Source organism: Aeromonas sp. QDB39 (assembly GCF_027707585.1).
GTDB classification, from domain to species: domain Bacteria; phylum Pseudomonadota; class Gammaproteobacteria; order Enterobacterales; family Aeromonadaceae; genus Aeromonas; species Aeromonas hydrophila.
The window spans coordinates 23143-46151 of record NZ_JAPCIV010000038.1; the positions used below are offsets into that span (position 1 = coordinate 23143).

Below are 23009 nucleotides of genomic sequence, written 5' to 3' on the forward strand. Positions count from 1 at the left end.
CGGTGAGCCGCCGCTTCCATCTGCTTGGAGCTGACCATGGAATTTTTCAATTTTCTGATGTTTGACGTGCTGTCGGAGCCGGCCGTGCTGGTTGGCCTGATCGCCCTCATCGGCCTGATCGCCCAGAAGAAACCGGTGACCGAGTGCATCAAGGGCACGGTCAAGACCATCATGGGCTTCGTCATCCTGGGGGCCGGCGCCACCCTGGTGGTGAACTCCCTCGGCGACTTCGCCACCATCTTCCAGCACGCCTTCGGCATCAAGGGGGTGGTGCCCAACAACGAGGCCATCGTCTCCATCGCCCAGCAGTCGTTCGGCAAGGAGATGGCGATGATCATGTTCTTCGCCATGCTGGTGAATATCCTGATCGCCCGGCTCACCCCGTGGAAATTCATCTTCCTGACCGGTCACCACACCCTGTTCATGTCGATGATGGTGGCGGCCATCCTCTCCGCCGGCGGCATGAGCGGCATCCCGCTCATCGCGGTAGGCAGCCTGGTGGTCGGCGTGACCATGGTGCTGTTCCCGGCCCTCGCCCACCCCTACATGAAGCAGATCACCGGCTCCGATGACGTGGCACTCGGCCACTTCTCCACCTGCTCCTACGTGCTGGCCGGCTGGATCGGCGCCAAGTTCGGCAACAAGGCCCACAGCAGCGAAGAGGTGCAGGTGCCCAAGAGCCTGCTGTTCCTGCGCGATACCCCGGTGGCCATCTCCTTCACCATGGGCATCATCTTCCTCATCACCTCCGCCTTCGCCGGGCCCGAGTTCGTCGCCAGCGTCGCCAAGGGCAAGCACTGGTTCATGTTCTCCCTGATGCAGTCCATCACCTTCGCCGCCGGGGTCTACGTGATCCTGCAGGGGGTGCGGATGGTCATCGCCGAAATCGTGCCGGCCTTCAAGGGGATCTCCGACAAGCTGGTGCCCAACGCCAAGCCGGCGCTGGACTGCCCCATCGTCTTCCCCTACGCCCCCAATGCGGTGCTGATCGGCTTCCTGTCGAGCTTTGCCGCCGGCCTGGTGGGCATGGTGCTGCTCTACCTGTTGGGGCTCACCGTCATCATTCCGGGGGTGGTGCCGCACTTCTTCGTCGGCGCGGCGGCCGGGGTGTTCGGCAATGCCACCGGCGGCCGTCGTGGCGCCCTGCTGGGGGCCTTCGCCAATGGCCTGCTGATCACCTTCCTGCCGGTGTTCCTGCTGCCAGTACTGGGGGATCTCGGCTTTGCCAACACCACCTTCAGCGATGCCGACTTCGGCGTGGTGGGGATCCTGCTTGGCCTGATCGTGCGCTAGCCCTCAGCCTGTACGACAAACAAAAACGGAGCGCCATGCGCTCCGTTTTTTTATGTCCGCCTGCCCGGCTTCAGTCGTTCTCCAGGCTGGCGAGGCAGTGAGACAAGGTGCGCGCCAGCGCCCCCTGGTTGCGCAGCACCACGGCGCGGGCCTGCTCCCCCATCTCCCGGCGCCGGCTCTCGTCGGCCAGCAGCGCGCTCACCTGCTCCCCCAGCTCGGCGGCATCGGCCACCACGGCGGCGCCACCCTGGGCCACCAGCTGGCGGGTGATGTCGCTGAAGTTGAAGTAGGCGGGGCCGCTCAGGCAGGGTTTTCCGAGCGCCGCCGGCTCCAGCAGGTTGTGACCGCCCACCTTGACCAGGCTGCCGCCGACGAAGGCCACGTCGGCCGCCGCCAGCATCAGCGGCAGCTCGCCCATGGTATCGCCGAGGTAAACCTTGTCGCGCTCGCCCACCACACTGCCCGCCGTGCGCCGCACGCAGCCGTAGGGGGCGCACAGCGCCGCCACCCGCTCGAACCGCTCGGGGTGGCGCGGCACCAGGATCAGCAGGGCCGACGGCTGCGCCGCAAGCACCCGATCGAAGGCGGCCAGCACCTGCTCGTCTTCCCCCTGATGGGTGCTGGCAGCGATCCAGACCGGCCGCTCCGCCCCCAGCAGCTGGCGCAGGGCACGACCTTTGGTCTGTACCTGCTCATCGAGCTGGATGTCGAACTTGATGGAGCCGGTCACCGCCAGCCGCTCACGCCCCAACCCCAGCCGATGGAAGCGATCCGCGTCGTCCTGGTGCTGGCAGAGCAGGTGGGTCAGCGGCCGGCTGAGGGCATCGAACGCCCCCTGAAAACGGGCATAGCGCTGGCAGGATCGCTCCGAGAGGCGGGCATTGATGATGGTTACCGGCAGGTGGCGCGCCTCGCAGGCGGCCAGCCAGTTCGGCCACAGTTCGGTTTCCATCACCCAGAGCGCGCGCGGTTTGACGGCATTGAGAAACGCCGCCACCGCCCAGGGGTAGTCGAGCGGCGCGTAGCGGTGCACCACCAGCTCCCCCAGTTTGGCGGCCTGCTCGGCGCCGGTGCGGGTGGTGGTGGTGAGCAGGATCGGCAGATCGGGCCGCTCGGCCTTGAGGACGCGGATGAAGGGGCTGATGGCCAGCGTCTCCCCCACGCTCACCGCATGGATCCAGAGCGGCGCCTCCTGCCCGGTGGCGGGCGTCCGCCCCAGGTGCTCGCCCCAGCGCTTGCCAAAGCCGGGCTTGCCCTTCTTCGGCTTGTAGAGCGCCAGCAATGCCAACGGCAAGCCCAGGTGGATCAGCAGGTTGTAGAGCAGCCGATAGCCCATGCTAGTGCGGCTCCCCGCGTTTGCCCGGCTCGGCGACAAAACGGGGCGGTTCGCCGGGCGGCAGCGCCAGCGGCGGGGCCGGCGTCTCGCTGCACTCCAGCCGGCGGCCAGCCTCGATGACCTGCTCCGGCATCAGCTCGATCAGGCACTTGAGGTGGCCGAACTTGCAGGTGCGCTTGAAGCAGGGGCGGCACTCGATGTCGGTGTGGACGATCTCGACCCGGTCCGCCAGCGGCGGGGTATAGAGCGGCGAAGTGGAGCCATAGACCCCGATCAGCGGCCGGTTGAGGGCGGCGGCGACGTGCATCAGGCCGGAGTCGTTGGCGATCACCCGCCCGGCCAGCGCCATCAGGTCGATCGCCTCGTACAGATTGGTCTTGCCCGCCAGCACGTGGCAGTTGGGGCGCGACAGCGGGTTGATCCGGTCACGGATGGTGTTGGCCACCGCCGCGTCCTTGCCGGAACCAAAGATCCACACCTGCCAGCCCTCGTCGAGGTGCTTTTGCGCCACCACGGCGTAGTGGCCCTCCGGCCAGCGCTTGGCCGGGCCGAACTCGGCCCCCGGGCAGAGCACCAACACCGGGCGGGCGCGATCCAGTCCGAGCCGCTCCAGCGCCTTCTCCTGGTTGATGAGATCGACGTTGAGGGCTGGCTGGGGAATGGTCGGGATGTCGGCCCGGCTCTTCATCTGCGCCTTGGGATAGGCCAGCGCCAGGTAGGCCTCCACCATCAGCGGAAAGGCGGACTTGTTGCTGCGCATGTCGTTGAGCAGACCAAAACGGTGCTCCCCCTTCCAGCCGGTGCGCACCGGGATGCGGGCAAACCAGGGGATCAGCGCCGACTTCATGGAGTTGGGCTGGATGATGGCCTGATCGTACTTCTCGGCCGCCAGCTGCTTGCCGAGCCGGCGGCGGGCCCCCAGCTTGAAGTCGCCGTGGCCAAGCGGCATCGGGATGGCTTTGTCCACCTCCGGCATCCGCTCCAGCAGGGCACCACACCAGGCGGGCGCCATCACGTGCAGCTCGCTGTCGGGGTGATTGGCCTTGATCGCCTTGTAGAGGCTCTGGGACATCACCATGTCGCCGACCCAGGAGGGGCCGATCACCAATATCTTCATCTCGCGCGTCTCTTGGGCCAAGCCCTGCGGTTAATCGTTGCTGGCCGAGATTATGCCCCAAGAATGGCCCGAGAAATAACAGAAGATCCCCGCACCACCCGCTCTCATGCCAAAAAGCATCCCATTTGAAACTGACGCAGCCCCGGCAGCCGGAACCATGCTCCGCCTGCCGTTTTAGGCTAGAATGGGCGCCAATTTGAGCATGGCCCGCCAGCCGGGCGCCAACAAGAGCCTTTAATCCGTGAACAAACCGACTCTGGCGGCTGTCCTTATCGTCAAGAATGAAGCCGAAAACCTGCGCCCCTGCCTCGCCTCCCTCGACGGACTGGTCGACGAGATCGTCATCATGGACTCCGGCAGCCAGGACGAGACCCCGGCCATCGCCGCCGAATTCGGCGCCCGCTTCTTCGTCAATCCGGTGTGGCCGGGCTTCGGCCGCCAACGCCGCCTCGCCCAGTCCCACGTGCAATCCGACTGGGTACTGTGGCTGGATGCGGACGAGCGGCTCACCCCCGAGCTGAAAGCAGCCATCGCCGCCGTCATGACCAACCCGGCCAGCGACACCATCTACTCGATCCCGCGCCTCTCCTGGGTATTCGGCCGCTTCATCCGCCACAGCGGCTGGTATCCGGACCGGGTGCTGCGCCTCTATCCCAAGGCGCTCACCAGCTACAACGAGGTGCTGGTGCACGAGAAGGTGGAAGTGCGCGCCAACATGAAGATCGTCAACCTGCACGGCGACCTGCTCCACTTCACCTATCGGGATCTGGAGCACTACCTGGTCAAATCGGCCGGCTATGCCCGCGCCTGGGCCGATCAGCGCACCGCCCGCGGCAAGAAGGGCTCCCTCGGCCAGGGGCTGGTACACGCGCTGGGCTGCTTCCTCAAGATGTACCTGCTCAAGGCCGGCTTCCTCGATGGCAAGCAGGGGCTCTTGCTGGCCATCCTGTCGGCCCACTCCACTTTCGTGAAGTACGCCGACCTCTGGATCCGCCAGCAGCCGCAAGCGCCGGATCAGGCGGACAAGTAAGCCGCCAGCACTCCCCCTCATACGAGACAGGGCCCTTCAAGGGCCCTGTCTGCATTTGCATCATCTGGTATCAGTGTTCAGTGCGCCAGAACGGCGGCGCCCAGCGGGCGATCGCCGCCGCCATGGTCTTGGGATCGAGCTGGCTCATGTCTTCCGGGTGATCGCTGTCTTCCGGCGGGCTGAACGCCAGATGGCGCCCCTCGCTGTTGAGCGGACGCCAGCGCAGCGGCGTCGCCGAGCGGTGGGCCGGGAAGAAGCCGATGGTGGGCACATCCAGCGCCGCGGCGATGTGCAGCGGCCCGGTGCTGCCCGCCACGAACAGGGCGGCGTTGGCCATCACCTGGCAGAACTTGGGCAGCCCCTCGTCGGAGCGGTAGATCCAGCCGTTGCCGCCGTGGGCCAGCAGCTCGGCCGCCAGCTGTTCGGCGATCTTCTCCTCCCCCGGCCCCGCGGTCAGGATGCACTGCAACTCGGGACAGGCCTGGTTGAGCTTGATGATGAGGCGGGCGTACTGCTCGATGGAGAGGTTGTTGGCCGAGCCGCCGCTGCCGGCATGCACCATCAGCCAGGGGCGGCCGGCATCGAGCCGCAGGCGGGCGGCGACCTGCTCGCGCACCTGTTGCAGGCTCTTCGCATCGAAGCTGAGGTAGGGGCCCTGCGGCTCCACCGCGCTCACCTGCTGGTCGGCGAGGAAACGGCGCACCAGATCCAGGTTGTATTCGTACTCCGGCTTCTGGGAGCGGGAGCGGCGCTGGATCAGGCGTTGGTTGTAGAGTACCTGGGCCAGCTTGGTGGCCGGTGCCAACCGGTAGGGAATGTGCGCCTTCCACACCAGCATGGCGTTGCGGGAGTTGGAGAAGAGGCAGATGGAGGCATCAAAGGCGGCAGCCTTGATGCGCGCCTGCAAGGCGCGTTGCTGTTCCTTGTCGGCCCGTGAGCCCGGATCCAGGATGATCTCGTCAATCCAGGGGCAGAGGCGGGCCAACGGCGCCGTGTAGGCAGGAACCAGGGCAGTCACATGACACTCCATGGAGCGCTTGAGCATGGCAAAGCTCGGCCAGGCCAGCATGAAGTCACCAATCTTGTCATTGCGGACTACCAGAATACGTTTCATAAAAAATCCCTTTGCTCCCTGTCACCAATGCAAGGAGGCTTGATGCGCGGTGCGGGTATTCTTGCCTGATGTATCGCTATTCTCAAGCGAAGAGACCCGGTGACCCCGATTTGGATCGGCAAAGCCGGCATCGGGGCGCCAAAACTCGCCCCAAGGCGGTCGCGCCAATCCCCCAACAGACCCTATAATGCGACCAAATTTCCCGGTTGCAGGAATCAGCAGCATGACCAACAAGGTAATCTATCCCGGCACCTTCGATCCCGTCACCAACGGCCACTCCGACCTCATCGGCCGGGCCGCCAAACTGTTTGATGAAGTGGTGGTCGGGGTGGCCAACAGCCCGAGCAAGCGGCCGCTGTTCGATCTGGACGAGCGGGTGCAGCTGGCCCGCCAGGTGACCGCCCATCTGCCCAACGTCAAGGTGGTCGGCTTCTCAGGCCTCTTGGTGGATTTCGCCAGGGAGCAGCAGGCCAACGTGCTGATCCGCGGTCTGCGCGCCGTCTCCGACTTCGAGTACGAATTCCAGCTGGCCAACATGAACCGCCGCCTGATGCCGGAGTTGGAGAGCGTGTTCCTCACCCCGGCCGAGGAGAACTCTTTCATCTCCTCCACCCTGGTGAAGGAGGTGGCCCTGCACGGCGGTGACATCCGCCAGTTCGTCGACCCCGTCGTGGCCGCCGCCATCAAAGCCAAACAGACCAAGTAACAACGAAACAGGCTACCCGAGGGTAGCCTGTTTGCTGCTGGGGGTCTGCGCGGCTCAGCCCGCCAGACGCGGGCCCAGCAGTTGCTGACTCGCCAGGGTCAGCTGATCGAGCCACTCGTAACGGCGCCGGTACATGGCCCGCTTCTTGGAGGCGATCTCCTCCAGCGGCTTGCGCTGAGCGGGCTGCAGCCGCACGAAGTTGTCATCCAGATCGATGGCGCCAAACTCCTGCCACAGCTCGTCATAGTCCGCCTGCAGACAGGCTTTCTTCTTCTTGCTGTAACGGCGGGCCTGATAAATGTGGGCCTTCATCCGCACCGCCGAGATGTGCTCGGCCTGCATCGCCTCGGCCAGCTGCATCACCAGCATCACCACCAGCGACTTGGGCCGCAGACCGTGGCCCTCCTTGGTCAGCGCACGCACCTTGTCCTGTGCCTGCTCGATGCAGGGCTCCGGGCCCTGTACCGAACCGATCACCACTGCCAGCCGGTTGGGGGTACCAGCCAGCGAGAAGGCGCAACTATAGAGCCGCTTGCCCTGCGGGTCGACGATGGAGAGGGCGAGCTCCGCCTCGCGGCGGAAGGTGCCGTCGTGGCGCAGCACGATGCGGCAGCCGCTCTCGGGATAACGGCCGAGTTCGATGCCATCCCCCAGATAGAGCGGGTCGATCAGATCCGGGTAGCGGGCCAGCATCAGCCGATAGTGGTTTTCCAGCATCTCGGCCCGCTCGGTCGCGGTGGAGCCGGCAAAGCGATAGGGCCGCATCGGCTTGTCGAGCAGCTCGGGATAGTGGGCAGGCAGGGCCTTTAGCGGTTCGGCCTGAAACAGCTCGAACACCCGGCTCAGCTGCTGCCGATAGAGCAGGCTGCGCAGCACGAACTTGGCGCGATTGAAGGTTTTGCGGGCGCTGTCGTCGGGATAGAGGAAGCGCGCCATTTTTTGGGCACAATAGTGCCCCTGCCGGGACAAATGGTCCCAGTCTATTGATTTAGCTGTCATTTTATTTTCTCAAACCGCCTGAACGGTCGAGATAGTAGTGACAGGCGAGCAAATCTTCAACAGACTGGAAATACTCTCTTACAACTTGGCCATGTCAGGCCAAAAAAACCGCGATTCAGCGCTGGCAGTGGGAACAGAACACGGTGGTACGCTGCCCCAGCCGGATTTCACTGAGCAGGGTGTGGCAGTGGAAGCAGGGCTGGCCGCCCCGCCCGTACACCTGCAACTGCTGCACGAAATAGCCCGGTTTGCCGTCTGCGCTGGTGAAATCCTTGAGGGTGGTACCGCCCTGCCGGATGGCTTCGGCCAGCACCCGCTTGATCTCGGCCACTAGGGTGCCCAGCCGCTCGGCGCTGATGTTACCCGCCGCGCGCTTGGGATGAATGCCGGCGGCGTAGAGCGCCTCGTTGGCGTAGATGTTGCCCACCCCGACCACCACCTGGTTGTCCATCAGGAAGGTCTTGATGGCGGTGCTGCGCCCCTTGGCGCGCTCACGCAGGTAATCGGCGTTGAACGCGTCGGTGAGCGGCTCCGGCCCCAGCTTGGCCAGCAGCGCGTGCGCCTCGGCCGGCTCGCGGGTCCACAGTAGGGCGCCGAAACGGCGCGGATCGTTGAGCCGCAGCAGCTTGCCGTTGGCCAGCTCGATATCCACGTGATCGTGCTTCTCGGCCGGGGTGCCGATGTTCAGCACCCGCAGGCTGCCCGACATGCCCAGATGGAGGATGGCGGTGCCGAAGTCGGTCTCAAGCAGCAGGTACTTGGCGCGGCGGCTGACCCGGTGGATGGTGAGATCCACCAGCTCCTGGATTTCCCCCGGCACCGGCCAGCGCAGACGGCCGTCCCGCACCACCACTCGGGTGACCTTGATGCCGGTAAGCCAGGGCGAGATGCCCTGACGGCTGACTTCGACTTCCGGTAATTCAGGCATGGGATCCTCGTGCTGACGCTGAAAAAGGGGTTAGGGAGCGGGACGCAGCAGGCTGCGGTACTGCTCCTGGCTCAGGCTGAGCCAAGTCGAGGGGGGCAGCAGGGCGGCAAACTTGCCGCTGTCCTGATAGAGGCCCACCTCGATGGGATCGCTCTGGCCGGCGACCCAGATCTTGAGGGTAACCGGGTTGCCGCGCACGGATTCGCCGGGCGGCAGCAACCAGCCCTGCCAGGCCTCGATGTGCGCCGCCAGCTGGGCACTGCTGAGCCCCAGATCCGGCCCGCTGCGCCAGCCCTGCCCGATCCGTTCGATCTGCCAGCTCGGCCCCTGCCAGGTGAGCACCACGGCGCTGTCAGGCAGCAGCGGACGCGCCCGCTTGGCGCTGTTCTCCTGCTGGGCCAGCTCCAGCCGGTGCAACAGGGTGATCACGATCAGCACTACCACGATGATCACGTTGTTCCAGCCTTTGCGGCTCAGTTTGAACATGGCAAGCCTCCCTTAGAACCGGCAGTGTACTGAATTTCGGCCATAAAAAAACCCGGCACTAGGCCGGGTTTTTGGGAATGCAGCATCAAGTAATTACTTGATTTTGCCTTCCTTGTAGATCACATGCTGACGAACAACGGGATCAAACTTTTTGATCTCCATTTTTTCGGGCATGGTGCGCTTGTTCTTGGTAGTGGTATAGAAGTGACCAGTACCGGCGCTGGAGTTCAGGCGAATTTTCTCGCGAATACCTTTAGCCATGATCTAATTCCTTATACCTTAACACCGCTGGCGCGCAGTTCAGCCAGAACCACTTCAACGCCACGCTTGTCGATGATACGCATGCCTTTTGCGGATACGCGCAGGCTTACGAAGCGTTTTTCACTCTCAACCCAAAAACGGTGAGTGTGCAGGTTCGGCAGGAAACGACGCTTGGTAGCGTTGTTAGCGTGCGAACGGTTGTTACCAACTGCCGGGCGCTTGCCGGTTACTTGGCATACTCTAGACATGTCAGTCTCTCCAAATCTTACTTCATTGCTCGAGCAAATATCTGCCCCGCTGGCCTTCGATTGCGGGGCAAACAGAAGGCGGCATTTTATACAGCATCCGTGATCAAAGATCAACTAATACGGCGCCAGAGCACAGTCATAACCAACCGCGCTCGGCGAAAGAAACCGTGATGCCGTCACCGATCACCAAGTGATCCAGCACTCTGATATCGATCAGGGCCAAGGCGGCCGTGATCCGATCCGTGATCTGGCGGTCGGCCCGACTGGGCTCGGCGACGCCGGACGGGTGATTATGCGCCAGAATCACGGCGGCTGCATTATGTTTGAGTGCGATCTGCACGATTTCTCTGGGCCAGACGCTCGCCGAGTCGAGGGTGCCGTAAAAAAGTTCAACGAATTGAATCACTCGATGCTGGTTGTCGAGCAGCAGCAGGGCAAACACCTCCCGCGGTCGATCCCGCAGCTGAGCCTGCAGATAGTCCCGGGTCAACTGGGGCGAGGTGAGCGGATCGCCCCTTTGCAACTGCTCGGCCAGATGGCGCTTGCCCATCTCCAGCACCGCCTGCAGCTGGGCATATTTGGCCGGTCCAAGGCCGTGCGCCGCGCAAAAAGCCCGCTGTTCAGCGCCAAGCAACGCCCGCAACGAACCAAATTGCTGCAACAGATGGCGGGAGAGATCGACCGCACTCAGACCGCTGACCCCGGTGCGCAGGAAGATCGCCAGCAGCTCGGCGTCGGACAAACCGCCAGGCCCCTGACGCAACAGCTTCTCGCGCGGGCGTTCATCTTCCGGCCACTCCTTGATGCTCATTTGTCTCTCCCTCATGCCTATTGAGAGAAAACATAGCAAAAAATCGCGGGAGCCCGACCACAAGTCCCCCATGTCAGCCTCTGTCGTCGTCCGCTGCCTGTGGTATCTTAGCCGACCAGTCAGAGTGAGCCGGAAGAGAAGCAGCAGATGAGATTGGCCGATAAACGCATCCTGTTGGGTGTCAGCGGCGGGATCGCCGCCTACAAGAGTGCCGAACTGGTACGCCGCCTGAAAGATCAGGGGGCCGAGGTACGGGTGGTGATGACCCGTTCCGCCAAGGAGTTCATCACCCCGCTCACCCTGCAGGCCGTCTCCGGCCACCCGGTGGCCGACAGTCTGCTGGATCCCGCCGCCGAGGCGGGTATGGGTCACATCGAGCTGGCCAAGTGGGCCGATCTGGTGCTGATCGCCCCGGCCAGCGCCAACCTGATGGCCCGCATGGCCGCCGGCATGGCCGATGAGCTGCTGACCACCCTCTGCCTGGCCACGCCGGCACCGGTGGCGCTGGCACCCGCCATGAACCAGCAGATGTACCTCAACGCCGCCACCCAGGCCAACCTCAAGACCCTGGCCAGCCGCGGCATCCTGCTGTGGGGGCCGGATTCCGGCAGCCAGGCGTGCGGTGACGTAGGCCCGGGCCGGATGCTGGATCCCCTCGAACTGGTTGAGCGCTGCTGCCAGCAACTCGCCGCCGAGCCACTGCTGGCCGGGGTCAGGCTGTTGCTCACCGCCGGACCGACCCGCGAAGCGCTGGATCCGGTGCGTTATATCAGCAACCACAGCTCCGGCAAGATGGGCTACGCCATCGCCCGCGCCGCCCGTGAAGCGGGCGCCGAGGTGACTCTGGTGAGCGGCCCGGTGGCACTGGCCACCCCGGCGGGCGTCACCCGTGTTGACGTGGAGAGCGCTGAGCAGATGCATCAGGCGGTGATGAGCCGGGTCGGCCAGTGCGACCTCTTCATCGGCTGCGCCGCCGTCGCCGACTACCGCCCCGCGCAGGTAGCCAACCAGAAGATCAAGAAGACCGGTGACAACGACCAGATGCAGCTGACCCTGGTCAAAAACCCCGACATCATCGCCGCCGTGGGGGCTTTGTCAGACAAGCCCTTCACCGTCGGATTTGCCGCAGAAACCGTGGATGTGGAACAATACGCCCTCGACAAACTGCAGCGTAAGCGGCTGGACATGATCGCCGCCAACGACGTATCTCGTGCGGGCCAGGGCTTCAACGCCGATGACAACGCCCTGACCGTGTTCTGGCAAGGGGGTCAAGCCCCCCTGCCCCTGGCCGATAAGCTGACGCTGGCTCGTCATCTCATCGCCCTGATTGCAAACCACTACCGGCACTGAGCCAGTCAATCGACCACCTCCACTCCATTAAAAACGATTTATGACAACACAAATTGAACTGAAGATTCTGGATGCCCGCATCGGCACCGATTACCCGCTGCCCGCCTATGCCACACCGGGTTCCGCCGGCATGGATCTGCGCGCCCTGCTGGATGCCCCGCTGACCCTGGCCCCGGGTGATACCACCCTGGTACCGACCGGGCTGGCCATCCACATTCAGGATCCGGGCCTGTGTGCCACCATCCTGCCCCGCTCCGGCCTCGGTCATAAGCACGGCATCGTGCTGGGCAACCTGGTCGGCCTCATCGATTCCGACTACCAGGGCCAGCTGATGGTCTCGGTGTGGAACCGTGGCAATGACAGCTTCACCATGCAGCCCGGCGAGCGCATCGCCCAGCTGGTGATCATGCCGGTCGTTCAGGCCAGCTTCCAACTGGTCGATGAGTTCAATCAGAGCGAACGGGGTGAAGGCGGTTTTGGTTCTTCTGGTCGCCAATAACAGACCACACCAGCCCGCGCGGCGGTGCCTAATAACAGAATCAGGCCATTGTTTTTTTAGGGGAATCCATGGCAAGCAGTAATCAGAAACAGAGTCGGCGCGATCAGATCCTGCAGGCGCTCGCCCACATGCTGGAGACCAGCCCTGGCCAGCGCATCACCACGGCCCGTCTGGCGGCTGAGGTGGGGGTATCCGAGGCCGCTCTCTATCGACATTTTCCCAGCAAGGCGCGAATGTTCGAGGGGCTGATCGACTTTATCGAGGATTCCCTGCTGTCACGGGTCAACCTGATCATGGCCGAAGAGAAGGACACCATGGCCCGCTGCCACCACATACTGCAGCTGCTGCTGGTGTTTGCCGAGCGCAATCCCGGCATCACCCGCATCCTCAATGGCGATGCCCTGCTGGGTGAGCACGACCGGCTGCGGGATCGCATCAGCGTCCTGTTCGACAAGCTGGAGACCCAGATCAAGCAGGTGCTGCGCGAGAAACGACTGCGCGAAGGCCAGGGCTTCCAGCTCGACGAGACCATGTTGGCCAACCTGCTGCTGGCCTACACCGAGGGGCGTATCAGCCAGTTCGTCCGCTCCGAGTTCAAAATCAAGCCCACCGCCGGGTTTGAAGATCAGTGGCAGTTTATCCGCAGCCAGCTGCTACAGAGCTGACACGCTCAATTTGCAATCAGTAGCGGCAACGCCGCTCCAGACGGGTTGCAGTAAAGAGGGAGGCCTTGGCCTCCCTTGTTTTTTATGGCACAAAAGAAGCGATGAGCACCAGATGCGACCCGGATTGTCGCATTCCAGTGTTAGATTCATGCGTCATAAACCTTTTATCGCCTGACAGGACACCCTATGGAACCCGAAATCATCACCGAAGCGCAGACCTGGCTGGTCAACAACCAGGGCCTGCTGATCGAGTATGCCGTCAACATCGCGGCCGCCCTGATCACCCTGCTGGTCGGCTACATCGCCGCCAACCTCATCAGCAGCGCCGTGGTCAAGGTGATGCAGGCCCGCAAGCTGGACACCACTGTCACCCACTTCGTCGGCAGCATCCTCAAGTACGCCATCCTGGTGTTCGTGGTGATCGCCGCGCTGGGCCGGGTCGGGGTACAGACCGCCTCCTTCGTCGCCATCATCGGTGCCGCCGGTCTGGCCATCGGTCTGGCGCTGCAAGGTTCGCTCTCCAACTTCGCCGCCGGCTTCCTGCTCATCATCTTCCGCCCCATCAAGGCGGGTGAGTTCATCGAGGTGGCAGGCACCAATGGCGTGGTGCAATCCGTTCAGCTGTTCACCACTACCCTCACCTCCGGTGACAACAAGATGGTGGTGGTGCCCAACTCCGCCATCCTCAACGGCACCATCGTCAACTACTCGCGTATGGATACCCGCCGGGTCGACATGACCTTCGGCATCGGCTATGGCTCCGATCTGCGCAAGGCCAAGCAGATCCTGGAGCGGCTGGTCAGCGAAGAGCCGCGCATCCTCAAGGAGCCGGCCGCCACCATCGCCGTCGCCGCGCTGGCCGACTCCTCGGTCAATATCGTGGTGCGCCCCTGGGTCAAGACCGGCGACTACTGGGGAGTCTGGTTCGACTTCCACGAGAAGGTGAAGCTCACCTTCGATGCCGAAGGTATCGAGATCCCCTTCCCGCAGATGGTCATGCACATGCAAAAGCCGCAGGCCTGAGCCTTTTCCTGAATGACACAATGCCAGCCTCCGGGCTGGCATTGTCGTTTCCGGCCCCCTGACGGGCATAAAAAATCCGGCCACCCTGGGCCGGACTTTGTTTCAGCATGCCGGGACGTCGACTTACACCAGCCGACGAGCCACCCGGTTGAGCAGCGGTTGCACCAGCACATAGCCTCCCAGCACGGCACCGATCACCGCCAGCACCCGTAACGGCAAGGTAGGCGCCGCACTGGTCAGCACCATGGTCAGCAGGCCGATGAGGCCGGTGGCGATCAGGCTCAGAGCAAACAGGGACAACACAGCTTTCATAGCGATCTCCTCATTCCAGACAGTGGCCATCCCTGGGAGATCTCGTCCATTCGCTCATATGCTAGCCAGCCTCCACTACCAACAACTTGCGCCTGCGCATGAAATGAGCAAAAAGGCGCTTTTCGAATACTCTTTTGGCTGCCAGGCCAAACTGCCACCCCACTCGCTGCATCCCCTCCCCCTGAAAGCCCTTTCAGCGGCGGCAAGCCCGACCAAGTATGCGCAAACGCAAGATCCGGCCGCCATCAGTGACTCATAATCGCAGCGTTTTGGTTGTAAACTCGGTCGATGGCAGACAATTGGTAAAGCTCTGTTACACGGGCGGCGCAGCTGGCCCGGTATAATGCTCGAATAATAAGGTTTGGCGGGAGCCTTGCCTGCAAGGTTCATACACAACTTGGAAGACTGATAATCCTATGAAAAACATCAATCCAACCCAGACCCAGGCCTGGCAGGCACTGGAAGCCCACTTTGCAGCGAACAAAGAGACCCGGCTCAAGGATCTGTTTGCCCAGGATCCCCAGCGTTTCGACAAATTCTCCCTCACCTTCGGCGGCGACATCCTGGTCGATTACTCGAAGAACCTGATCACCGAAGAAACCCTCAAGTTGCTGGTAGATCTGGCCAAAGAGACCGATCTTCGCAGCGCGATCGACGCCATGTTCAACGGTGACAAGATCAACATGACCGAAGGCCGCTCGGTGCTGCACGTGGCCCTGCGCAACCGCTCCGACCGCCCCATCGAGAGCGATGGCAAGGACGTGATGCCGGAAGTGAACGCCGTACTGGCCAAGATGAAGGGCTTCTGCGAGAAGATCATCTCAGGCGAGTGGAAAGGCTACACCGGCAAGGCAATCCAGCACGTGGTCAACATCGGTATCGGTGGTTCCGATCTCGGCCCGGTGATGATCACCGAAGCGCTGCGCCCCTACAAAAACCACCTGCAGATGCACTTCGTCTCCAACGTCGATGGTACCCACATCGCCGAGACTCTGAAGAAGATCGATCCGGAAACCACCCTGTTCCTGGTGGCCTCCAAGACCTTCACCACTCAGGAGACCATGACCAACGCCCTGACCGCCCGCGACTGGTTCATCAAGATCGCCGGTGACAAGGCCCACGTTGCCAAGCACTTCGCTGCGCTCTCCACCAACGGCAAAGCCGTGGCCGAGTTCGGTATCGACACCAACAACATGTTCGAGTTCTGGGACTGGGTTGGCGGTCGCTACTCCTCCTGGTCTGCCATCGGCATGCCCATCGCCCTGTCCGTCGGTTTCGAGAACTTCGAAGCCCTGCTGCAAGGCGCCTTCGAGATGGACATGCACTTCGCCACTGCCTCCTATGAGCAGAACGTGCCGGTGCTGCTGGCGCTGATCGGCCTGTGGTACAACAACTTCTACGGTGCCGAGTCCGAAGCCATCCTGCCGTACGACCAGTACATGCACCGCTTCCCTGCCTACTTCCAGCAGGGCAACATGGAGTCCAACGGCAAGTACGTGGATCGCAACGGCAAGCCGGTTGACTACCAGACCGGCCCCATCATCTGGGGTGAGCCAGGCACCAACGGCCAGCACGCCTTCTACCAGCTGATCCACCAGGGCACCAAGCTGATCCCCTGTGACTTCCTGGCGCCGGCCATCAGCCACAACCCTATCGGTGACCACCACCCGAAACTGCTGGCCAATTTCTTCGCCCAGACCGAGGCGCTGGCGTTCGGCAAGAGCAAGGAACAGGTCGAAGCCGAGTTCCTGGCGGCTGGCAAAACCTTGGAGCAGGTCAAGGATCTGGTGCCGTTCAAGGTGTTCGAAGGCAACCGCCCGACCAACTCCATCCTGTTCAAGAGCCTGACCCCGAAAACGCTTGGCTCTTTGATTGCCATGTACGAGCACAAGATCTTCGTACAGGGCGCAATCTGGAACATCTTCAGCTTTGACCAGTGGGGCGTGGAGCTGGGCAAACAGCTGGCCAACAAGATCCTGCCGGAGCTCAACACCGATGCGGCGGTCACCAGCCACGACTGCTCCACCAACGGTCTGATCAACACCTGGAAAGCGTGGAAAGCCTGATTTAGCCGGCCTTTCTGAATGCAAAAGCCCCGCTCGATGAGCGGGGCTTTTTTGTGGCCGGATTTTCTGGCTGGCCGGTCGGGTGTCCAGCCCGACCGGCGACGAGGATCGTCATCCCCGCCCCTTCATCATCCTGCCCTATGCCGGCTTAACCGCCGACGGCGATGCGTTTCATGTCCTTCATGTAACCACGCAGTACCTGACCGATCGCTTCGATGGGGTGGTTGCGGGTCGCTTCGTTGGCCGCCAGCAGCGCCAGGTTGTCGACGCTCTGCCCTTCCGCCTTGCTGGCACCCAGGTCGCCCGCTTTCAGAGTCGGCATGAAGTGCTCGCGCAGCAAGGGCACGGCGGCGTTGGCGAACAGGTAGTTGCCGTATTCGGCGGTGTCGGAGATGACCACGTTCATCTCGTACAGACGCTTGCGAGCAACTGTGTTGGCGATCAGCGGCAGCTCGTGCAGGGATTCGTAGTAGGCAGACTCCTCATAGATGCCGGAGGCCACCATGGTCTCGAACGCCAGCTCGACACCCGCCTTGACCATGGCCACCATCACCACGCCATTGTCGAAGTACTCCTGCTCGGCAATCTTGCCTGCAAACGCCGGCGCGTTTTCGAAGGCGGACTTGCCGGTCTCTTCGCGCCAGCCGAACAGCTTGGCATCGTCTTCGGCCCAGTCGGCCATCATGCCGCGGGAGAACTCACCGGCGATGATGTCGTCCATGTGCTTCTCGAACAGCGGGCGCATCAGGGTCTTGAGCTGCTCGGAGAGCTCGAAGGCGCGCAGCTTGGCCGGGTTGGACAGACGGTCCATCATCAGGCTGATGCCGCCCTGCTTCAGGGCTTCGGTGATGGTCTCCCAGCCGAACTGGATCAGCTTGCCTGCATAGGCCTTGTCGGTCCCTTCGGCAACCAGCTTGTCGTAGCAGAGCAGGGAACCGGCCTGCAGCATGCCGCAGAGGATGGTCTGCTCGCCCATCAGGTCGGATTTCACTTCCGCCACGAAGGAGGACTCCAGCACCCCGGCACGGTCGCCGCCGGTGGCGGAGGCCCACGCCTTGGCGATGGCCATGCCTTCACCCTTGGGATCGTTCTCCGGGTGAACGGCGATCAGGGTCGGTACACCGAAGCCGCGCTTGTACTCTTCGCGCACCTCGGTGCCCGGGCACTTAGGCGCCACCATCACGACCGTGATGTCGGAGCGGATCTGCTGACCCTCTTCCACCACGTTGAAGCCGTGGGAGTAGCCCAGCGCAGCGCCCTGCTTCATCAGTGGCATCACGGTTTTGACGACGTCGGAGTGCTGCTTGTCCGGGGTCAGGTTCAGCACCAGATCGGCGGTAGGGATCAGCTCTTCATAGGTGCCGACCGCGAAGCCGTTGTCGGTGGCCTTCTGCCAGGAGGCGCGCTTCTCGGTGATTGCGGCCTTGCGCAGGGCGTAGGAGATGTCCAGCCCGGAGTCACGCATGTTCAGGCCCTGGTTCAGACCCTGGGCACCACAGCCCACAATCACCACCTTCTTGCCCTTCAGCACGTTGCAGCCGTCCGCGAACTCTTCGCGCTGCATGAAACGACACTTGCCCAGCTGGGCCAACTGCTGACGCAGGTTCAAGGTGTTGAAATAGTTAGCCATGGTGATTGCTCCGTTCGATTGATTCCATGCCGGATGGCGGCGTTGTCGAAACCACTATAGCGCGGGACACTTATTGCCTGAACTGATATATTCGAAACAGTACGTTGCAATAATTGAAACATTAACCCTTCATCATCGCCGTCAGGATCTAGTGGCAGATGCCAGCCGCCCAGGATCTCGGGCAGCGATGCCGCACCAAGAGTTGAAAAGATGGACCTTCGCAATCTCGAGCTGTTTCTCCACCTCGCCGACTCCCTCCACTTCGGCAAGAGCGCCGATGCCATGGCGGTCAGCCCCTCCACCCTCAGCCGCGCCATCCAGCGGCTGGAGCAGGAGACCGGCTGCGTGCTGTTCGAGCGGGACAACCGCTCGGTGCGACTCACCCCGGCGGGCGAGAAGCTGCGGGAATTTGGCGGCGCCCTGTTGCAGGAGTGGCGTCAGCTCAAGCAGGAGCTCAAACGCAGCGATGAGCCGCTGCAGGGTCGGTTGCGGGTGTTCTGCTCGGTCACCGCCAGCTACTTTCTGCTGCCCGAGGTACTGGAGCGCTTTCGCCGCCGTTATCCCCAGCTGGAGATCAAGCTGGAGACCGGCGATCCGGCGCTGGCGGTGGACAAGATCCTGGCCGACGAGGCCGATCTCGCCATCGCCGCCCGCCCGGATGCCCTCTCCGCCAAGCTGGAGTTTGCCAGCCTGCAGCAGGTGCCGCTGGTGTTCATCGCCCCTCGCACCGCACCGCAGCAGAGCCAGTGGTTCTCTCAGGGAGAGCCAGACTGGGAGCGGCTGCCGCTGATCCTCTCGGAGCAGGGGCTGGCCCGCAAACGTTGCGATCAGTGGCTGCGCAACAAGGGGATCGCCCCCAACATCTATGCCGAAGTGGCGGGCAACGAGGGGATTGTCGCCATGGTGGCGCTCGGCTTCGGAGTGGGGCTGGTGCCGGCGGCGGTGATCGACCACAGCCCCATGGGCGAAAAGGTGCGCATCGTCGAGCCCAAGCCGGCGCTCAAACCGTTCGATGTCGGCATCGCCGTGCTCAAGAAGCGGCTGGAAGAGCCGCTGATCCGCGCCTTCTGGGATACGGCACGGGGCCAGGGCTCACTGCGCTGACACGGCGGGCAGCGCCGGAGCATAAATGAGCGAGGGATCCTGCATCATGGCGCGGCTGCCGGCCGGCAGATCCGGATTGCTCAGCTCCAGCATCACCCGCCGATCGAGCTGCAGCCGCCGGATGGTGCTGCCAAAACCCGCCTCGAATACCCGCTCATAGTCACCGGACTGACGGGCTCGCTGCAGGCCGAGCTCGATGCGCTTGGCCAGTTCCGGGTACTTGGGGGAGACGAAGAACAGCAGCGCCAGCGGATAGCGAAACACCAGGTGCGGCTCGATGGCCAGCTCAGGGTGCTGCTTGAGCTCCTCCTCGATCTCGATGACCGAACGCAAGAAGCAGTCGAAGCGCTGCTTGCGCAGCATGTTGAACAGGGCGTCGTAGAGGCTGCCCACCACCACGTTGAGGCCGTTCTCCTTGAGCAGACGGGTATCAGGCCAGGATCTGTGCTGGCCGATGCGAAGCCCGGCCTGCTGCCAGTCGGCCAGCGATCGTATGTTGGCGAACCGCCCCTCGTCCCCCTGCCGAATGAGGCACACCCGCCAGCCCAGCAACCCTTTTGCCAATGGAACATGGATGGCCAGCAGGGTACGCTCGCGCTCCTCGTCGGGGGCAAACACCCCGATCTGCACCAGCTCGCCGCTTTGCAACTCCTTGACCGCCCGTCCCTGCTCCATCGGCGGGCTGGCAATCAGCCGATAGGGACCGTATTCGGGTACGGTCAGATCGAGCGAGAGTCGCAGCAGACCGGCCACGGCGGGATTGGGATGGTCCAGCAGCAGGTTCCAGGCCCTGATGGGCACTTCTGCCGCCGCCACGCTGCCGGCAAACAACATGACGCAACACAACCAGATCCTGATCATCGCGCACCTCCCCCTCCATCCATTCACTATAACCTCAGTCCTGGCCCCCTTGATGCAAGACGCCGCAGATGTGTGAGCCACTTCGTGTCAAATCTGACACTGGTCAGCCTGAGGAGCGATTCACCGACTAGACTGGATGTTCAGCCTGAATGGAACAAGGAGCCGCGCCATGATGCCCCATCTGATCGAAATCAACAGCTCGCTGCTGTTCGATGAGTACCTGCAGAGCCTGGGAGTACCGCAAACACAGCTTGATCAGGAGCAGGATATCTATCTGCAGGAGCGCCATCTGGCTGCGGTACGCCAGATCCAGGGTGAGCTGAAGTTTTACCTGCGAGCCAGCGCTCTGACCAGGCAGTGATCCGCAACCGGTCACAGAACCGGCGCTGAAAGCGTATTACACTGGCACCATCCGCCACCCACGGGAGTGCCCATGAAACCAAGCGGCCTGGATCGGCTCTTCAAACCCCAGTCAATCGCCGTCATCGGTGCCTCAACCGACCCGCAGAAGGCGGGTCACGTGGTGATAAGACACCTGCTCGCGGGCCAGTTCAAAGGCCCCATCCTGCCAGTCAGCCCGCACAGCAAGGCCGTTGCCGGCGTGTTGGCCTATGCCGATATCGACAGCCTGCCGCTGGCCCCGGATCTCGCCATCGTCTGTACCCGGCGGGAACGGGTATTGACCCTCATCGAAGCGCTTGGCAAGCGTGGAACGGGCGCCGCCATCATACTGGCGGCAGACTTCACTGTGCCGGAGCGGGAGCAACTGCAGCAGCTCAGCCGGCAATACGGCATCCGCCTGCTCGGCCCCAACAGCATGGGGATGCTGCTGCCGGGCCAGGGCATCAATGCCAGTTTCTCGCCGATTGCCGCCAAGCCCGGTCAGGTTGCCTTTCTCTCCCAGTCGGCCGCCGTCAGCACCACCATCCTGGATTGGGCCAAGCAACATGAGCTCGGCTTCTCGGCCTTCATCTCCCTTGGCGATCACTGCGACATCAACTTCGGCCAGCTGCTGGATCAGCTCTCCCGCGACAGCGTGACCCGCGCCATCCTGCTCTACATGGACAAGCTGCAGGACGCCCGCCATTTTCTCTCGGCCGCCCGCGCCGCCTCCCGCAACAAACCCATCCTGGTGCTCAAGAGCGGCCGCCATGAGCCGGACAACGGGCTCGACAACGTCTATGACGCCGCTATCCGTCGGGCCGGCATGCTGCGGGTGCGGGATACCCACGAACTGTTTGCCGCCGTCGAAACCCTGAGTCACTCCTTGACCCTCAAGGGGGAGCGGCTCGCCATCATCTCCAATGGCCGTGGCTTGGCCAACATGGCGATCGACAAGTTGCTGGAGCGGGGCGGCAAGCTGGCGATGCCGCCTCGGGACATCGGCAGCGATGCCGACATCAATGACTATCAGCAGGCTCTCGACGACCTGCTGCAAGGGGATGAGGCTGACGCCATCCTGCTCATCCATGCCCCTTCACTCACCGCCCGTGGCGCCGCCCTGGCGCGCAGTCTGATCGGCTACGTCAAACAGCATCCCAGGGCCAGACGCTTCAATATTCTCACCAACTGGGCGGGGGAATATTCCGCCCAGGAGGGGCGTCGTCTGTTCAGCGAGGCAGGCTTCCCCACCTACCGCACCCCGGAGAGCGCGGTCGCCGCCTTCATGCACATGGTGGAATACCGGCGCAACCAGAAGCAGCTGATGGAGACCCCCGCCTCCCTGCAGGGTGACAGGCTCAATCTCGAGCTGTGCCAACAGTTGATTCGACAGGCGCTGGAACGCAAACAGCTCACCCTCGACACCCATCTGGCACACCCCATTTTGCAGGCCGCTGGGCTTTCCACCCTGCCGACCTGGATCGTCTCCGATGCCATCGAAGCCACCCTCACCGCGGAGCAGATCGGCTATCCGGTGGCAGTCAAGCTGCGCTCGCCGGACATCCTTCACAAGTCGGCGGTACACGGCGTCATGCTCAACCTGCGGACCTCGGCCGAAGTCGCCCAGGCTGCGGATGCCATTCTGGATCGAGTCAGGCAGCACGATCCCGGCGCCCGTATCGAAGGCCTGCTGGTGCAGCGCATGGCGCGCCGTAGTGGGGGGCTGGAGCTGCGGATTCGGCTGCAACAAGACCCCGTATTCGGCCCCGTCATCCTGCTTGGCGAGTCAGGCGCCGAGCCGCAGGAGATGATGGCGGCCTTGCCGCCGCTGAACCAGGCACTGGCACGCTACCAGATCATCGGGGCGCTCAAGAGCCGCAAGATCCGCGAGCAGGCCAGCCCGGAGCGACTCGATATCGATGCCCTCGGCCAGGTGTTGTGCCAATTGTCGGAGTTGCTGCTCGCCTTCCCCGAGATCCAGCAGCTGGATCTGCACCCACTGCAGGCCTGCGGTGCCGAAATGGTGGTACTGGATGCCAGCCTGACTCTGCAACCTGCTGAAGAAGGCCGCTGCAGACTGGCTATCCGCCCCTATCCCACCGAACTGGAAGAGGGGGCCTGGCTCAAGGATCAGAGCCATGTGCTGCTCCGCCCGATCCGGCCGGAGGATGAACCGGCACACAAGCAGTTTGTACTCAAGGTATCGGACGAAGACAGGTACAAGCGCTTCTTCGCCGATGTGGGGGAGCTGGGACATGAAGAGCTGGCCCGCATGACCCAGATCGATTACGACCGGGAGATGGCGTTTGTCGCCGTGGGGCAGGATGGTCCGTTCGACCAGCAGATCCTGGGGGTAGTACGCGCCATTTCCAACCCGGACCTGTCTGATGCAGAGTTTGCCATCCTGGTGCGTTCCGACCTGAAAGGATTGGGGCTTGGCAAGCTGATGATGGAGAAGATAGTGCGCTATGCCAGAGAACGCGGCATTGGCCAGCTGTCGGGCATGACCATGCCCAGCAACCGCGGCATGATCAACCTGGCCAAACGGCTTGGCTTCAAGATCGATATCCAGCTGGAAGATGGGGTGGTCAACATGGAGCTGCCCTGCGCCAGTCAAGGGCAGACATAAAGCAGAGAAATCAGCAGTTTATAGCCATAAATTGCTGATTTTGGAAAATAAAAAACCCCGCTCGATGAGCGGGGTTTCTCGTGTTGGGTGCCTGGCAGTGTCCTACTCTCGCATGGCGAATGCCACACTACCATCGGCGCTACCGCGTTTCACTTCTGAG

23 protein-coding genes are annotated in these 23009 nt (G+C 62.8%); 11 read left to right on the forward strand and 12 right to left on the reverse strand.

Annotated elements, in window-relative coordinates; genetic code table 11:
- Window positions 1–36: 36 nt before the first annotated feature.
- On the forward strand, window positions 37–1293 hold the full coding sequence (locus PG899_RS19425) for a PTS ascorbate transporter subunit IIC (RefSeq protein WP_011704190.1): 1257 nt from the start codon (window positions 37–39) through the stop codon (window positions 1291–1293).
- Between the two features lie 70 nt (window positions 1294–1363).
- On the opposite strand, the gene waaA is transcribed toward PG899_RS19425, so the two are convergent.
- Both waaA and waaF read right to left on the reverse strand, forming a co-directional pair.
- A complete protein-coding gene (gene waaA, locus PG899_RS19430) occupies window positions 1364–2629 on the reverse strand; it encodes a lipid IV(A) 3-deoxy-D-manno-octulosonic acid transferase (protein WP_077097047.1) in 1266 nt (421 codons plus the stop codon).
- A 1-nt stretch (window position 2630) separates the two neighbouring features.
- On the reverse strand, window positions 2631–3746 hold the full coding sequence (waaF, locus tag PG899_RS19435; RefSeq protein ID WP_077097049.1) for a lipopolysaccharide heptosyltransferase II: 1116 nt from the start codon (window positions 3744–3746) through the stop codon (window positions 2631–2633).
- A 241-nt stretch (window positions 3747–3987) separates the two neighbouring features.
- Between waaF and PG899_RS19440 the strand changes: the two genes are divergently transcribed.
- Window positions 3988–4776: a glycosyltransferase family 2 protein gene (locus PG899_RS19440; protein WP_016349009.1), complete on the forward strand. Its 789-nt coding sequence runs from the start codon at window positions 3988–3990 to the stop codon at window positions 4774–4776.
- A 70-nt stretch (window positions 4777–4846) separates the two neighbouring features.
- Here PG899_RS19440 and PG899_RS19445 read toward each other — a convergent pair whose 3' ends face one another.
- Window positions 4847–5890, reverse strand: a complete 1044-nt coding sequence (locus PG899_RS19445; RefSeq protein WP_045528605.1) for a glycosyltransferase family 9 protein — start codon at window positions 5888–5890, stop codon at window positions 4847–4849.
- 223 nt (window positions 5891–6113) lie between these two features.
- Between PG899_RS19445 and coaD the strand changes: the two genes are divergently transcribed.
- The gene (gene coaD, locus PG899_RS19450) at window positions 6114–6596 is read left to right on the forward strand and encodes a pantetheine-phosphate adenylyltransferase (RefSeq protein WP_077097051.1); all 483 of its coding nucleotides are present in this window, start codon (window positions 6114–6116) and stop codon (window positions 6594–6596) included.
- 54 nt (window positions 6597–6650) lie between these two features.
- Here the strand turns inward: coaD and PG899_RS19455 are convergent, their stop codons facing one another.
- The 6 genes from PG899_RS19455 to radC all read right to left on the reverse strand — a co-directional run bounded on the left by PG899_RS19455 (window position 6651) and on the right by radC (window position 10329).
- On the reverse strand, window positions 6651–7532 hold the full coding sequence (locus PG899_RS19455; RefSeq protein ID WP_045790919.1) for a VirK/YbjX family protein: 882 nt from the start codon (window positions 7530–7532) through the stop codon (window positions 6651–6653).
- Between the two features lie 178 nt (window positions 7533–7710).
- The gene (gene mutM, locus PG899_RS19460; RefSeq protein WP_077097053.1) at window positions 7711–8523 is read right to left on the reverse strand and encodes a bifunctional DNA-formamidopyrimidine glycosylase/DNA-(apurinic or apyrimidinic site) lyase; all 813 of its coding nucleotides are present in this window, start codon (window positions 8521–8523) and stop codon (window positions 7711–7713) included.
- Between the two features lie 30 nt (window positions 8524–8553).
- Window positions 8554–9009, reverse strand: a complete 456-nt coding sequence (locus tag PG899_RS19465) for a hypothetical protein (protein WP_043126411.1) — start codon at window positions 9007–9009, stop codon at window positions 8554–8556.
- A 93-nt stretch (window positions 9010–9102) separates the two neighbouring features.
- Complete coding sequence (gene rpmG, locus PG899_RS19470) at window positions 9103–9270, reverse strand: 50S ribosomal protein L33 (protein ID WP_005307500.1); 168 nt, start codon at window positions 9268–9270, stop codon at window positions 9103–9105.
- Window positions 9271–9281: 11 nt separating this feature from the next.
- Window positions 9282–9518 (reverse strand): 50S ribosomal protein L28, encoded by a 237-nt coding sequence (gene rpmB, locus PG899_RS19475; protein WP_005307492.1) that lies wholly within the window; start codon window positions 9516–9518, stop codon window positions 9282–9284.
- A 136-nt stretch (window positions 9519–9654) separates the two neighbouring features.
- The gene (gene radC / locus PG899_RS19480; protein WP_011704181.1) at window positions 9655–10329 is read right to left on the reverse strand and encodes a RadC family protein; all 675 of its coding nucleotides are present in this window, start codon (window positions 10327–10329) and stop codon (window positions 9655–9657) included.
- Between the two features lie 147 nt (window positions 10330–10476).
- On the opposite strand from radC, the gene coaBC reads away from it, so the two are divergent.
- From coaBC to PG899_RS19500, 4 genes are all read left to right on the forward strand, one after another.
- Window positions 10477–11679, forward strand: coding sequence for a bifunctional phosphopantothenoylcysteine decarboxylase/phosphopantothenate--cysteine ligase CoaBC (coaBC, locus tag PG899_RS19485; RefSeq protein WP_190283817.1), 1203 nt, complete (start codon window positions 10477–10479; stop codon window positions 11677–11679).
- 40 nt (window positions 11680–11719) lie between these two features.
- Window positions 11720–12178: a dUTP diphosphatase gene (gene dut / locus PG899_RS19490; protein ID WP_017411128.1), complete on the forward strand. Its 459-nt coding sequence runs from the start codon at window positions 11720–11722 to the stop codon at window positions 12176–12178.
- A gap of 68 nt (window positions 12179–12246) precedes the next feature.
- The gene (slmA, locus tag PG899_RS19495) at window positions 12247–12843 is read left to right on the forward strand and encodes a nucleoid occlusion factor SlmA (RefSeq protein WP_011704178.1); all 597 of its coding nucleotides are present in this window, start codon (window positions 12247–12249) and stop codon (window positions 12841–12843) included.
- 186 nt (window positions 12844–13029) lie between these two features.
- The gene (locus PG899_RS19500) at window positions 13030–13866 is read left to right on the forward strand and encodes a mechanosensitive ion channel domain-containing protein (RefSeq protein ID WP_011704177.1); all 837 of its coding nucleotides are present in this window, start codon (window positions 13030–13032) and stop codon (window positions 13864–13866) included.
- 123 nt (window positions 13867–13989) lie between these two features.
- Here the strand turns inward: PG899_RS19500 and PG899_RS19505 are convergent, their stop codons facing one another.
- Window positions 13990–14178: a holin gene (locus tag PG899_RS19505; protein WP_005323764.1), complete on the reverse strand. Its 189-nt coding sequence runs from the start codon at window positions 14176–14178 to the stop codon at window positions 13990–13992.
- 416 nt (window positions 14179–14594) lie between these two features.
- On the opposite strand from PG899_RS19505, the gene pgi reads away from it, so the two are divergent.
- Window positions 14595–16244, forward strand: coding sequence for a glucose-6-phosphate isomerase (gene pgi, locus PG899_RS19510; protein ID WP_017411125.1), 1650 nt, complete (start codon window positions 14595–14597; stop codon window positions 16242–16244).
- Window positions 16245–16392: 148 nt separating this feature from the next.
- On the opposite strand, the gene ilvC is transcribed toward pgi, so the two are convergent.
- Window positions 16393–17874, reverse strand: a complete 1482-nt coding sequence (gene ilvC / locus PG899_RS19515; RefSeq protein ID WP_005307463.1) for a ketol-acid reductoisomerase — start codon at window positions 17872–17874, stop codon at window positions 16393–16395.
- A gap of 210 nt (window positions 17875–18084) precedes the next feature.
- On the opposite strand from ilvC, the gene ilvY reads away from it, so the two are divergent.
- The gene (gene ilvY / locus PG899_RS19520; protein WP_017411123.1) at window positions 18085–18978 is read left to right on the forward strand and encodes an HTH-type transcriptional activator IlvY; all 894 of its coding nucleotides are present in this window, start codon (window positions 18085–18087) and stop codon (window positions 18976–18978) included.
- Here ilvY and PG899_RS19525 read toward each other — a convergent pair.
- Entirely contained in the window at window positions 18967–19839 is an 873-nt protein-coding gene (locus PG899_RS19525; RefSeq protein ID WP_077097059.1) for a substrate-binding periplasmic protein, read from the reverse strand. The genes ilvY and PG899_RS19525 overlap by 12 nt on opposite strands.
- 169 nt (window positions 19840–20008) lie before the next feature.
- Here PG899_RS19525 and PG899_RS19530 point away from each other — a divergent pair, with 169 nt between their 5' ends.
- Window positions 20009–20200 (forward strand): hypothetical protein, encoded by a 192-nt coding sequence (locus PG899_RS19530; protein ID WP_011704172.1) that lies wholly within the window; start codon window positions 20009–20011, stop codon window positions 20198–20200.
- Between the two features lie 72 nt (window positions 20201–20272).
- Window positions 20273–22849, forward strand: a complete 2577-nt coding sequence (locus PG899_RS19535; RefSeq protein WP_077097061.1) for a bifunctional acetate--CoA ligase family protein/GNAT family N-acetyltransferase — start codon at window positions 20273–20275, stop codon at window positions 22847–22849.
- Window positions 22850–23009 lie beyond the last annotated feature (160 nt).

Excerpts from the sequence above, each read along its gene's own strand:
- waaA (WP_077097047.1), bottom strand. The coding sequence starts at position 2,629 with ATGGGCTATCGGCTGCTCTACAACCTGCTGATCCACCTGGGCTTGCCG.
- rpmB (WP_005307492.1), bottom strand. The coding sequence starts at position 9,518 with ATGTCTAGAGTATGCCAAGTAACCGGCAAGCGCCCGGCAGTTGGTAAC.
- dut (WP_017411128.1), top strand. The coding sequence starts at position 11,720 with ATGACAACACAAATTGAACTGAAGATTCTGGATGCCCGCATCGGCACC.
- PG899_RS19445 (WP_045528605.1), bottom strand. The coding sequence starts at position 5,890 with ATGAAACGTATTCTGGTAGTCCGCAATGACAAGATTGGTGACTTCATG.
- PG899_RS19455 (WP_045790919.1), bottom strand. The coding sequence starts at position 7,532 with ATGGCGCGCTTCCTCTATCCCGACGACAGCGCCCGCAAAACCTTCAAT.
- mutM (WP_077097053.1), bottom strand. The coding sequence starts at position 8,523 with ATGCCTGAATTACCGGAAGTCGAAGTCAGCCGTCAGGGCATCTCGCCC.
- ilvY (WP_017411123.1), top strand. The coding sequence starts at position 18,085 with ATGGACCTTCGCAATCTCGAGCTGTTTCTCCACCTCGCCGACTCCCTC.
- pgi (WP_017411125.1), top strand. The coding sequence starts at position 14,595 with ATGAAAAACATCAATCCAACCCAGACCCAGGCCTGGCAGGCACTGGAA.
- coaBC (WP_190283817.1), top strand. The coding sequence starts at position 10,477 with ATGAGATTGGCCGATAAACGCATCCTGTTGGGTGTCAGCGGCGGGATC.
- PG899_RS19530 (WP_011704172.1), top strand. The coding sequence starts at position 20,009 with ATGATGCCCCATCTGATCGAAATCAACAGCTCGCTGCTGTTCGATGAG.
- rpmG (WP_005307500.1), bottom strand. The coding sequence starts at position 9,270 with ATGGCTAAAGGTATTCGCGAGAAAATTCGCCTGAACTCCAGCGCCGGT.
- coaD (WP_077097051.1), top strand. The coding sequence starts at position 6,114 with ATGACCAACAAGGTAATCTATCCCGGCACCTTCGATCCCGTCACCAAC.
- waaF (WP_077097049.1), bottom strand. The coding sequence starts at position 3,746 with ATGAAGATATTGGTGATCGGCCCCTCCTGGGTCGGCGACATGGTGATG.
- PG899_RS19425 (WP_011704190.1), top strand. The coding sequence starts at position 37 with ATGGAATTTTTCAATTTTCTGATGTTTGACGTGCTGTCGGAGCCGGCC.
- radC (WP_011704181.1), bottom strand. The coding sequence starts at position 10,329 with ATGAGCATCAAGGAGTGGCCGGAAGATGAACGCCCGCGCGAGAAGCTG.
- slmA (WP_011704178.1), top strand. The coding sequence starts at position 12,247 with ATGGCAAGCAGTAATCAGAAACAGAGTCGGCGCGATCAGATCCTGCAG.
- PG899_RS19525 (WP_077097059.1), bottom strand. The coding sequence starts at position 19,839 with ATGATCAGGATCTGGTTGTGTTGCGTCATGTTGTTTGCCGGCAGCGTG.
- PG899_RS19500 (WP_011704177.1), top strand. The coding sequence starts at position 13,030 with ATGGAACCCGAAATCATCACCGAAGCGCAGACCTGGCTGGTCAACAAC.
- ilvC (WP_005307463.1), bottom strand. The coding sequence starts at position 17,874 with ATGGCTAACTATTTCAACACCTTGAACCTGCGTCAGCAGTTGGCCCAG.
- PG899_RS19465 (WP_043126411.1), bottom strand. The coding sequence starts at position 9,009 with ATGTTCAAACTGAGCCGCAAAGGCTGGAACAACGTGATCATCGTGGTA.
- PG899_RS19535 (WP_077097061.1), top strand. The coding sequence starts at position 20,273 with ATGAAACCAAGCGGCCTGGATCGGCTCTTCAAACCCCAGTCAATCGCC.
- PG899_RS19505 (WP_005323764.1), bottom strand. The coding sequence starts at position 14,178 with ATGAAAGCTGTGTTGTCCCTGTTTGCTCTGAGCCTGATCGCCACCGGC.